At 52.2% G+C, this 11,015-nt stretch carries 11 protein-coding genes; 5 read left to right on the top strand and 6 right to left on the bottom strand.

Annotated elements, in window-relative coordinates; translation table 11 throughout:
- Window positions 1-3: 3 nt before the first annotated feature.
- The 5 genes from OI69_RS02925 to prmB all read right to left on the bottom strand — a co-directional run bounded on the left by OI69_RS02925 (window position 4) and on the right by prmB (window position 4,337).
- Window positions 4-549 (bottom strand): elongation factor P hydroxylase, encoded by a 546-nt coding sequence (locus tag OI69_RS02925; protein ID WP_039346229.1) that lies wholly within the window; start codon window positions 547-549, stop codon window positions 4-6.
- Between the two features lie 28 nt (window positions 550-577).
- Complete coding sequence (locus tag OI69_RS02930; protein ID WP_039345961.1) at window positions 578-1,378, bottom strand: sulfite exporter TauE/SafE family protein; 801 nt, start codon at window positions 1,376-1,378, stop codon at window positions 578-580.
- 9 nt (window positions 1,379-1,387) lie between these two features.
- A complete protein-coding gene (mepA, locus tag OI69_RS02935) occupies window positions 1,388-2,233 on the bottom strand; it encodes a penicillin-insensitive murein endopeptidase (protein WP_039345963.1) in 846 nt (281 codons plus the stop codon).
- Between the two features lie 6 nt (window positions 2,234-2,239).
- Entirely contained in the window at window positions 2,240-3,325 is a 1,086-nt protein-coding gene (aroC, locus tag OI69_RS02940; protein WP_039345964.1) for a chorismate synthase, read from the bottom strand.
- Window positions 3,326-3,404: 79 nt separating this feature from the next.
- The gene (gene prmB, locus OI69_RS02945; RefSeq protein ID WP_039345966.1) at window positions 3,405-4,337 is read right to left on the bottom strand and encodes a 50S ribosomal protein L3 N(5)-glutamine methyltransferase; all 933 of its coding nucleotides are present in this window, start codon (window positions 4,335-4,337) and stop codon (window positions 3,405-3,407) included.
- A 171-nt stretch (window positions 4,338-4,508) separates the two neighbouring features.
- Here prmB and smrB point away from each other — a divergent pair, with 171 nt between their 5' ends.
- Entirely contained in the window at window positions 4,509-5,051 is a 543-nt protein-coding gene (smrB, locus tag OI69_RS02950) for an endonuclease SmrB (protein ID WP_039345968.1), read from the top strand.
- A gap of 63 nt (window positions 5,052-5,114) precedes the next feature.
- Here the strand turns inward: smrB and sixA are convergent, their stop codons facing one another.
- On the bottom strand, window positions 5,115-5,597 hold the full coding sequence (gene sixA, locus OI69_RS02955) for a phosphohistidine phosphatase SixA (RefSeq protein ID WP_039345970.1): 483 nt from the start codon (window positions 5,595-5,597) through the stop codon (window positions 5,115-5,117).
- Window positions 5,598-6,561: 964 nt separating this feature from the next.
- On the opposite strand from sixA, the gene OI69_RS02960 reads away from it, so the two are divergent.
- From OI69_RS02960 to OI69_RS02975, 4 genes are all read left to right on the top strand, one after another.
- Window positions 6,562-7,110: a Csu type fimbrial protein gene (locus tag OI69_RS02960; RefSeq protein WP_039345973.1), complete on the top strand. Its 549-nt coding sequence runs from the start codon at window positions 6,562-6,564 to the stop codon at window positions 7,108-7,110.
- A gap of 142 nt (window positions 7,111-7,252) precedes the next feature.
- The gene (locus tag OI69_RS02965; RefSeq protein WP_039345975.1) at window positions 7,253-7,789 is read left to right on the top strand and encodes a Csu type fimbrial protein; all 537 of its coding nucleotides are present in this window, start codon (window positions 7,253-7,255) and stop codon (window positions 7,787-7,789) included.
- Between the two features lie 35 nt (window positions 7,790-7,824).
- Entirely contained in the window at window positions 7,825-8,598 is a 774-nt protein-coding gene (locus tag OI69_RS02970) for a fimbrial biogenesis chaperone (RefSeq protein ID WP_039345978.1), read from the top strand.
- Window positions 8,599-8,656: 58 nt separating this feature from the next.
- Window positions 8,657-11,011: a fimbria/pilus outer membrane usher protein gene (locus tag OI69_RS02975; RefSeq protein ID WP_235319651.1), complete on the top strand. Its 2,355-nt coding sequence runs from the start codon at window positions 8,657-8,659 to the stop codon at window positions 11,009-11,011.
- Window positions 11,012-11,015 lie beyond the last annotated feature (4 nt).

Raw genomic sequence — 11,015 nt, forward strand, 5'->3', positions numbered from 1 at the left:
TCATCACAGATCGGCTGGATACGGGAAGCTCGCCGCCGTCAGCGGTGGCGTATTGTAAAACGATTGTAATGCACGAATAAAGCGTGCCGGGCGGGCGGGGATCCCTTCTTCCAAATACTGCATCACCTGCGCATGCACGCGGCGTTGGAAATCAATACGGTCTGGTTCGCAGTCACCGTTCAGGTTGTCGCAACTGACGTTAAATGGAAAACCCGCGGCCACGCAGAACAGCCAGTCGAAAGCCTGCGGCTTGATTTCCACTCCCTCAAACTGGCTTTGCGTTGACGCATCACGGCCATCCGGGCAATACCAGTAGCCAAAATCAACCAGCAAACGCCGCTGGGCGCCAGCAATGCACCAGTGAGAAATTTCATGCAATGCGCTGGCATAAAAACCGTGAGCAAACACAATCCGGTGATACGGAATGTCGTTATCCGCTGGCAGATAAATCGGCTCATCATCACCTTTTACCAGACGGGTATTGTATTCGTCGCCAAAGCAATCATTAAAGAGATCAACCAGTTGTTGATAGTGATGCGTTGTTGTCATGTTATCTTTTGTTATCATAAGCTTGCCATCATAAATACTGTCCCAGCCAGACGGCGATCTCGTGACCGTGGTTGTCATAAATCAGCTTGCCGCTCATGGTGGCGGAAACCAGTACCAGCATCGGACGAATCAGCTTTTGTCCTTTCGTCATCACCATTTTGGCACCCAATCGCGCCCCTAAGATCTGCCCGGCCAGCATCACACCGCCGACAATCCAGACCACCTGACCGCCTAAAATGAAAAATAACAGCCCGCCGAAATTGGAGGTAAAGTTCAGGATTTTGGCATTTGCCGTCGCTTTTGCCAGATTGAAACCATACAGGGTGACAAACGCCAAGGCATAGAACGACCCGGCACCGGGGCCGAAGAAGCCGTCATAAAAGCCGACACAGCCGCCTGCTAACATCGCAAACGGCAACGGCGACAGGCGACGCTGCCGATCTTCATCGCCGATTTTGGGCGTTAATAAAAAGTAGAGTCCGATGCCAATGATGAGCAACGGCAACAACTGCCTCAGAAAATCAGCATGAATCTGCTGGATCAACCAGGCTCCAAAGGTCGAACCGAGAAACGTCAACGCAATAGCCAACTTCTGCTCGCCGAGATTCACCGCACGGCGACGGATAAAATACAGGCTGGCAGAAAAGGAGCCGCCGACAGCCTGAAGTTTATTTGTCGCCAGCGCCTGCGCGGGGGATAGCCCAGCGGCCAGTAAGGCAGGGATCGTCAACAAACCGCCACCGCCCGCAATCGAATCAATAAACCCGGCCAACGCCCCGACACAAAACAGCACGGCCAGCATGTCTGGCCCAAGAATTAACCCATCCATCGTTATTCGTTATCTCGCGGCAAAATGTCTGTCGAGCAATGCCTGACAAGAAGGAGGCAATGGCGGCGGCGTAGTTTTCTCTGGCGCTTCACTACTCGGCTGCTTCGGCTGGAACCAACTGGTTAGCTCGGCACCACATCCATCGCCGAGTGGCGGCTCGCTCTGTTCCTGACATTCCAGACTGTCTGCCGGGCAGCGTAAACGCACATGCATGTGCGCACGGTGCGCAAACCAGGGACGAACTTTACGCAACCAGTCACGATCGTGACCGGCTTCAACACAAAGCTGTTTTTTAATCGCTGGATTGACGAAGATCCGCGTCACGTCATTGTCCAGCGCAGCGGTTTTTATCAGGGTGGTGATCTCAGGTCGCCAAACGCGTGAGTTAACATTAAGCCCGCTGGCGTTAACCAAATCGATAGGCTGCGGTTTCAATAGCTGCTGTTCGCTCCAGCGCTGTCTGGGCAATTGCAGCCAGATATCTACATCCAGCCCAGATTGGTGACTGGCGTGGCCGCTACTGAAACGCCCACCGACAGGCATCCCCATATCCCCCACCAGCACATTACCCGAGGTTGTGCGCTTAACGTCGGCGCTCAGGCGTTGAATAAATGCCAGCAGGTCGGGGTGTCCAAAATAACGGCGCTGATCGACTCGCATCACTTGATAATCCAGCGACTGTAGTGGCAACGACTGAGCACCGATGATGCAGCCATTGGAAAAGCTCCCGATTGCCTGAGGCGCGCCCGCCACCGGATGCGTTATCTCCTGCCAGGGCGTTTTCGCCCATGCAGCGTTCGACCACAGCGGCACACTCAGCGCCAGTGCGAGAACCCCGATTAACCCTTGTTTCATTATGTTTTACCAGCGAGGAACCTGACTGTTCACATCCCCACACTGTGCGCGTTGGCGCAGCAGGTGATCCATTAACACAATCGCCATCATGGCTTCGGCAATTGGCACCGCGCGAATACCGACACACGGATCGTGACGCCCGCGCGTCACCATTTCAGTCGCCTCGCCCTGACGGTTAATCGTTTTCCCCGGCACCATGATGCTGGATGTCGGTTTCAACGCCAGATGCGCGACGATGTTCTGGCCGCTGCTGATCCCGCCTAGAATGCCGCCAGCATGGTTGCTCTGGAAACCTTCCGGCGTGATTTCATCACGGTTTTCGCTGCCACGTTTGGTGACCACCGCAAAGCCATCGCCGATTTCAACGCCTTTCACCGCGTTGATGCTCATCAGCGCGTGAGCCAGATCGGCATCCAGGCGGTCAAAAACCGGCTCACCTAATCCGGCGGGCACCGACTCCGCCACGACACTCACCTTCGCGCCAATGGAGTCGCCGTCTTTTTTCAGCGCCCGCATCAGTTCATCCAGCGCCTCCAGCTTGTCGATATCCGGGCAAAAGAATGGGTTTTGCTCAACCTGTTCCCAATCTTTCAGCTCGCAGGTGACATGGCCAATCTGCGACAGATAGCCACGCACCTTCACACCGTATTGTTGTTGCAAATATTTCTTCGCAATTGCCCCCGCCGCAACACGCATCGCGGTTTCGCGCGCGGAAGAGCGGCCACCGCCGCGATAATCGCGCAGGCCATATTTTTGTTCATAGGTGTAGTCAGCGTGACCGGGGCGAAAGACATCTTTAATCGCGCTGTAATCCTGAGAGCGTTGATCGGTGTTCTCAATCAGCAAGCCAATGCTGGTTCCGGTTGTCACCCCCTCAAAAACCCCAGACAGAATCTTGACCTGATCGGGTTCACGACGCTGCGTCGTATAGCGGGATGTTCCTGGGCGACGGCGATCCAAATCGTGCTGTAGATCGGCTTCCGTCAGCGGGATCCCCGGCGGTACACCATCAACAATACACCCGAGAGCAATCCCGTGGGATTCACCAAACGTAGTGACGCGGAAAAATTGCCCAATACTGTTGCCTGCCATCACAACTCCTTCACATGTGTTCTGTTTCTGTCTTACCGTCTGGTAAAGCGGTAAGACGGATGAATATTGTTATGACCGTTTAATCACGGTAAACGCTAAAATGATCTTTGCAATCAACCAACTGCGATCGAGTTAGCATAAACACGCCGTCGCCGCCGTTATCAAACTCTAACCAAGTGAATGGTATCTCTGGATAGTGATCGATCAGGTGCACCATGCTATTGCCCACTTCGCAGATCAGCACACCGTCGTCGCTAAGGTAGTCTGGCGCGCAGGCCAGAATACGACGCACCAGATCCAAACCATCGTTGCCCGCCGCCAGCCCCAATTCAGGCTCGAAACGGAATTCCTGCGGTAGATCGGACATGTCTTCTGCATCCACATACGGCGGATTGGTCACAATCAAATCATAGCGAATCGCCGGTAAATCGCGGAACAGGTCAGACCGGATTGGCGTCACACGGTATTCCAGACCGTGCTGCTGAATATTTTGTTCGGTGACTGCCAGCGCCTCACTGGAGATATCCACCGCATCGACTTCCGCTTCCGGGAACGCCTGCGCGCAGGCAATCGCAATACAGCCGCTGCCGGTGCACAGATCCAGAATATGGTGTGGCGCTGTTGGCAACTGCCCGTCAAAATAGTTATTGATCAGTTCACCGATAGGCGAACGCGGCACCAGCACGCGTTCATCAACGTAAAACTCCAGGCCGCAAAACCACGCTTTGTTGGTCAGGTAGGCGACCGGGATACGCTCATTCACACGGCGGATCACACGTTCAACAATGCGCTGCCGTTCGCTGGTAATCAAACGGGACGTGTACATATCTTCAGGAATATCGAGCGGCAGATACAGGCTAGGTAGTACTAATTGTATCGCTTCATCCCAGGGATTATCCGTTCCGTGACCGTAATAGACATTGGCTGCGTTAAACCGGCTGACAGCCCAGCGCAACATATCCTGAATGGTATGAAGTTCACTGACGGCCTCATCAACGAAAATTTTGTCCAAGGGTGTCCTCCGCAGACAGTTCTGGATGGGAAATTGGCACTTAGTTTGCCATGAAGCCCGCGACAAATCAGCAGATATAACCGACTGAACGCGCTCCGATACAGACTTTTATTTAGCGACAGCGAGGAGACAAGGTAAACTGATCGCATGTTGACGCAAGGTGAATGAAAGATGAGTAATAAATATTCGCTGAATGACGACGAATTGCAGCTTTTTCGTACGTCAATCACTGGCACAAAAAAGTTGCGTCAGGATACCTATACCTATCAACCGCCGCGCAGAAAAATAAGTGAACTGCCCGCCAAACGGGTATTACAGGAACAGGTTGATGCCAGTTTCTATTTTTCGGATGAATTTCAGCCACAGTTGGATGCAGAAGGCCCGACACGCTATGTCCGTCCGGGCGCTAGCCACTATGAATTGAAGAAACTCCGGCGTGGGGATTATGCGCCAGAACTGTTTTTGGATCTGCATGGCCTAACGCAGCTTCAAGCGAAACAGGAGCTAGGTGCGCTGCTGGCGGCCTGCCGTCGGGAGCACGTTTACTGCGCCTGCGTGATGCACGGGCACGGCAAACACATCCTTAAGCAACAAACGCCGCTTTGGCTGGCACAACACCCTGATGTACTGGCTTTCCATCAGGCTCCGAAAGAATTTGGGGGGAATGCCGCACTGCTGGTGCTGGTGGCATTGGAAGCGCCTTCACTTGAGTAGCCACGAGGACGAAAAAGCGTGTTAAGCCATGACAACACGCTTCACACCGTATGATTGAGCGGTTCAGGGTTTCTCTGTCAATTGTGATGGGCTAACCTGCCAATGCAGAACGCCATGACCAGATTCAGTTTCCACCGCCACACAGGCGATGGCAGACGTAGCGAACATTGGCGCCGTTTCATTCCGACATAATTCTGCCACCAGATAGCCTACCAGCGGCAGATGCGAAACAACCAGAACTGCGCCAACGCCTTCTCGCGCCAGCGTTTGCAGGTAATAACCGACAAGTTGAGCGTCGCCGCCAGGCGTCAGTTCATGTAGGCAATCCGCTTCTTCCGGCAGCGGCAGCACTTGTTTTACGACCTCGAGCGTTTGCTGAGCACGTAAATAAGGGCTGACCAGCACACGCTCAATATCGATATGTTGCTCGTTCAACCAACACGCCATCTGGCGAGATTCATCACGACCACCGTCGCTCAATGGCCGGACAGCATCACTCGCTGCATCCGGTACTGCATCACCATGACGCATTATCAACACTTGCATATCACACCGCTATGTATATGGAATAGAGGGTATATTTCTATAATTCAGGCTGCATGTACATGGGGTATCCTGCACCTGTCGCTCAAATAGGTAGGATATATACCGTTTTATCCCTGTAGGTTACCTGAGTTTCTCGCCCTGATAAACTCACCTGACAGCGGTTGCAAAGATGAGGCTCGCGCGGTTTCTGTTTAATAACAGCAATGTCATGATTAATAAGATTTTTAATCACCTATGCCCCTATTTCTCTCTGGCAAAGCCAATAACCATAACACCAAAAAGGATATTATTATTATTTAAAAAATAACCATATAAAAGCAGATAAAACCAAAATTAAATAAAAATACAAAACAAATAACCAGTAAAAATAAATAAAGCAACCTCTTAGACTTTTTTAACACATATCAATTTTGTGATATTGTTAAACAACCACTCTACTTCTATCTTTATCTTAAATAGCGTTTTTTGGTTCTGCTTTTTATATAAACAAGGTAATTTATACGAAATATAACGTCATCTAATAAAATAGATGATTCTTCGTTTCATGGGCGCGTGGTTCAGAATATATCCTGAGGAATCTTTCTGTTATTTTTATCTGTGAATCGTTATTCATCACCATGAAATAAAAAGCGAGAATTATATCGCCTTTATATCACTAAATAATTCAAATTTCAGGACAGCGCGCCCATGTTTATAACGACATAAGGCACTGAAAAAATGCAGATATATGCTTCAGCAATACGGATTTTTTGTATCAGTGGTTCACCTATTCAGGAAAAAGGTTTGTCATCTGTATTTTTCCTGCTGGTTAATCCGCGCCATATAAATCTCCGTACTCATTAACATTACTCGTTATGATTTATTTTGTAATCGTCAATTATGATGAGCAGTTGGCACGTAAATCAATGCATTTTCGTAAAAACACGGTCGATAAAATCAGTGAGATACCGATAAAGGAATCATTATGAATTCTAAACGCCTGACATTACCTATTCTGATCGCCCTATTCACCACATTCGGCTTATCCCCCACTGCCAGCAGTGTGACGATTGATGGTCAGATTCCGGTAACACTCACGATTATCGCTGCCTGCACGATCGATAACGGAGGAAGCGCAGGCACGACATGGGGGACCATCGATTTTGGCTCTTACTCCGATCTGACCACCACCATCGACAGCCAGGTTACCAGTACCGGAGGCAGTGGAATTACAGTCAATTGCTCTGTTGGCACCCCCGCGTCATTACACATCGGCGCGGGGGCGAATGCCACGACGTCGCTACGCACACTCGCACCGAGCACAGGAACCTATAACGTACCTTACCGCCTATACAGCGACCCAGCGCGCTCGGCAGAAATTCCGCTCGCTAGCAACACCGGGATTGCGATTGTTGCGACGGGAAATCCACAACTGATCCCGATTTATGCCCGCATCCAGCCATCAGACCAGACCGTCCTGGCTCCCAGCGCAGGATCATATACCGATACGGTCACTGCCACTATCGAATGGTAATTTTTTACAGGCCGACAAGTAAGGGAACCATCATGTCACCACATACCCTACGCGATGTCGCGTTTACCTTCGTCCCGCCGTGTCCTCTGGGGTCAGGCGTTTCTCGTATCGCCCTTCAGCCTACGTAACCCAGGAGATGGCGATGCGTTTTCCGTCGGCATTGATGCTGTTACTTCTGCTGCCTGTCTCCATTGTCCCCAGAATGGCGATAGCGCTCACCGTTAGCAGCACATTCGATGTCGACGCAACCATACAACGAGGCTGTGTGTTTGGCACCAGTGCCGCAAGCAGCCAACCCAATATGGGCACGCTTGACTTCGGAACGCGCAGCGCCACGGCAACCAACGTGGATATCGCCAGCTCAAGCGGCGGTGGCTCGATTGTTGCCACCTGTACCCCCGGTACAAGCGCCATTATTGAACTGGGCTACGGTGTCAATGGCGGCGACAGCACACAGCGCTATCTGAAAAATGCGTCAGGAACACGTCTGCTGGCTTATCAGCTATATCACGATGCCGCACACACTCGGGTATGGGGAACAGGGAGCCTCGCGCTCAGTATCGTCTCTTTTCCGGCTACCCCCCAGACTTACACCGTTTATGCTCGCTATTTTGGCGGCGCACCTCTGCCTCCCGCAGGGGTGTACACCGATAACGTGACTGTCAGCCTGACTTATTAGAAACAAAACAGGGTAAATACAGGATGAAAAGGAAAATGACGTTTTTTATTCGGGCAGTGGTGTTGTTATTCAGTAGTCTCAGCCTTTCTTGTTTTTCCGCCAGTTCTATTCTTGTTTGGCCGATTTATCAGGTCATTGAATCTGATGAGAACAGTTCAGCACTGTGGCTGGAAAACAAGGGCAATGCGCCTGTCGGTTTACAAATACGCATCATGTCCTGGAAGCAGATAGATTTTCAGGAGCGCTATGCCGAGCAAAATAACGTGATTGCCACGCCACCGTTCATGACGTTGGAGCCAGGGAAACGCAATATGGTGCGTCTGATTCGCGTCAACCCCGCCCCAGCGAATACTGAACAGGCTTATCGCATCATCGTTGATGAAATCTCCGCCCCCTACCAGCAAGGTGCCCCACAGATGGGGCTGCAATTCCAGATGCGCTATCTGCTGCCGCTCTTCCTTGATGGTGCTGGCGTCTGGACGCACATTCGCCCGGATAAACGACGCGCCAACACCGAACCTACGCTGCCAGTGCTCAGTTGGCGCATCAGCTCAGTTGGAGGAAAAAACTACCTTTATGTTCGCAATCGTGGCGTGGTACACGCCCGCCTAAGTAACGTCTATTGGTCAGCCGAGCGCAGCGGGAAAGGGAGCCGAACAACGCTAACTGACGGCTTTTTAGGCTATGTGCTACCGGGACAAGAGATGCGCTGGCCGCTGCCTGTAGGCGTTTCCCCACCCGGTGCGGCAATGCAGCTCTTCACCAACCTGATCAACACCAGCGCTCCTATCTTGATCAAACGCGAATGATCGGACGGTTAACGACAACAGCAAATTTATTGACCGTGCAGCGAGGATGAAGTCAGACGTGAAGATCATTCCCTTACTCATCTATACGCCCTTTACCCTATTCTATTCTGCGACCATTTTTGCGGAAAGCTATACCGATCTTCCCCCACCGCCCAGCACAATGCCTGCGCTCAGCGAATCCGTTTACTATTTAACGCTTTCCGTGAATGGGCAAAGCAATAACCAGGTCGAACCTATCACGTATCGTGCGGGAAGTTATTATGTCGATGCGACAACGTTGCGTTCGAATCACATCCGCCTGCCGGAACAAAGCGCGGGGTTGATCAATGTCAGCGAACTGCCAGACGTCACCACGGATTACGATCAGGCCATCCAGCAGCTAAAGCTCACCGTGCCTGTATTCTGGCTCCCCGAACAATCCATTGAAGGCGGAGGGAAAGATGTGGCGCACGTCCCCGCGCGCAGCAGCCCCGGTTTGTTGTTCAACTATAACCTTTATTACACTTCACCACAGGGCGGTTCAGATTCGCTCAGTAGTTGGATGGAACAGCGCGTTTTCAGCCCTTACGGCACGTTATCCAATACGGGGATCTACTCTTTCATCTCGGGCGGCGACACCACACAACGGGATCGCTATCAGCGCTTCGATACCTCTTGGCGCTACAACGATAACGACCGAATGCTCACCTATCAGGCTGGCGACCTGATTAGTAATTCCCTGACGTGGAGCAACTCGGTACGTATGGGTGGCCTGCGTATCGCCCGTAATTTCAGCCTCCGCCCGGATATCGTCACCTATCCGATGTTGCAATATACCGGCACCGCTGCCGTGCCCAGCACGCTGGATCTGTTTATCAACGGTTATAAAGCGAACAGCACCAGCCTGAATGCCGGTCCTTTCACCCTGACCAATACCCCTTACCTGAACGGCGCAGGGGAAGCGACCATCATCACCACAGACGCTCAGGGGCGGCAAATTTCCACTACGATCCCCTTTTACGTTTCCAACACCTTGCTGAGAGAGGGGTTGAACGATTTCGATCTGTCCGTTGGCGTTTTGCGTCAGGACTATGGCATACAGAATAATGCCTACACTGACGATCCTGCCGTCAGCGGAATCTATCGCTATGGGGCAAGCAACAAACTGACGGTATCGGCGCATGGTGAAGCGGTACAAAATCTGTATCTGCTCGGCGCAGGAGTGGATTTTACCGCCGGACGCTGGGGGACGCTGAGCGCCTCCTACAGCCAAAGCGAAAAAGAAGCCGCAGGACACCAATACACCACCGGCTATTCTTACTACAGTTCCGCCTTTGGCCTAAGTTTTCAGCACGCGAAACGCAGTGAAGCGTATCGTGATTTGACTGCCGTTATCACGGAGGGTCGCCTCAGCCGGGAAAGCTATCAGGCAACCCTCAGCAGCCAACTCCTCGGTGAAGGTAATGGTTCGTTCGGTGTCGGCTACTTCGATATCCGTGCGCACGATGCAACCCGAACCCGGCTGCTGAATCTCTCTTTCAGCCGTCAGGTCTGGCAAGACAGCTCTATTTACCTTGCCTTTAACAAATCACTGGGAGAAAGCGGCTACAGCGCCCAACTCCAGTTCGTGATGCCCTTTGGTAAAAACGGCAGCGTCAATGCCGGGGTGCAACGCGACAGCAATGGCGATTATTCACCACGCGTGGGCGTGAACCGTACCGCACCGACAGAAGGCGGATTCGGCTGGAACGCTGCGTATGGGGCAGGCAGAACGCCTTATCATCAAGGCTCGCTAAACTGGCGCGGCCCTTATGCCGCGCTTGCTGGCGGAACCTATGGCAATGAAGGGAATACGACCCAATGGGGTGAGATGAGCGGTTCGCTGATCTACATGAACGGCGGGCTTTTCCCCAGCAATCGCATTAATGACGCCTTTATTGTGGTCGATACCGAAGGATACCCCGATGTCCCGGTAAAATATGAGAACCAACTGGTGGGAAAAACCAACAAACGCGGTCATTTACTCGTGCCGTGGGTCGTGTCCAATTACCCCGCGAAGCTGGAGATCGATACATTACAACTGCCCGCGAATGTCACTACCCCACAGGTGGAATCGCGTGTGGCTGTTAAAGAAGGCAGTGGAACCGTCGTAACATTCCCTGTGCATATCGTCCGTTCGGCCAACATTATGCTGCGCAATACCCACGGCACCCCACTCACCATCGGCACCTGGGTAACCGATGAAGCCAGCGGCAATACCACCCTCAGCGGCTATGACGGCCTGGCCTATTTCACCCATCTGGGAACCTCCACTCGCTTACGCTTTACACAAGAAGATGGACGGCTGTGCCATGTGGCGTTCTCACTGCCGGAATCACAGGCCATGATGGCGACCGTCGGCCCGCTTACCTGCCAGACTGACTCAAAAGGATAAAACG

The organism is Pectobacterium fontis (assembly GCF_000803215.1).
GTDB lineage: Bacteria > Pseudomonadota > Gammaproteobacteria > Enterobacterales > Enterobacteriaceae > Pectobacterium > Pectobacterium fontis.

Coding starts and splice junctions, on each gene's coding strand:
- aroC (WP_039345964.1), bottom strand. CDS start 3,325: ATGGCAGGCAACAGTATTGGGCAATTTTTCCGCGTCACTACGTTTGGT.
- OI69_RS02965 (WP_039345975.1), top strand. CDS start 7,253: ATGCGTTTTCCGTCGGCATTGATGCTGTTACTTCTGCTGCCTGTCTCC.
- OI69_RS02960 (WP_039345973.1), top strand. CDS start 6,562: ATGAATTCTAAACGCCTGACATTACCTATTCTGATCGCCCTATTCACC.
- smrB (WP_039345968.1), top strand. CDS start 4,509: ATGAGTAATAAATATTCGCTGAATGACGACGAATTGCAGCTTTTTCGT.
- OI69_RS02970 (WP_039345978.1), top strand. CDS start 7,825: ATGACGTTTTTTATTCGGGCAGTGGTGTTGTTATTCAGTAGTCTCAGC.
- sixA (WP_039345970.1), bottom strand. CDS start 5,597: ATGCAAGTGTTGATAATGCGTCATGGTGATGCAGTACCGGATGCAGCG.
- OI69_RS02930 (WP_039345961.1), bottom strand. CDS start 1,378: ATGGATGGGTTAATTCTTGGGCCAGACATGCTGGCCGTGCTGTTTTGT.
- mepA (WP_039345963.1), bottom strand. CDS start 2,233: ATGAAACAAGGGTTAATCGGGGTTCTCGCACTGGCGCTGAGTGTGCCG.
- OI69_RS02925 (WP_039346229.1), bottom strand. CDS start 549: ATGACAACAACGCATCACTATCAACAACTGGTTGATCTCTTTAATGAT.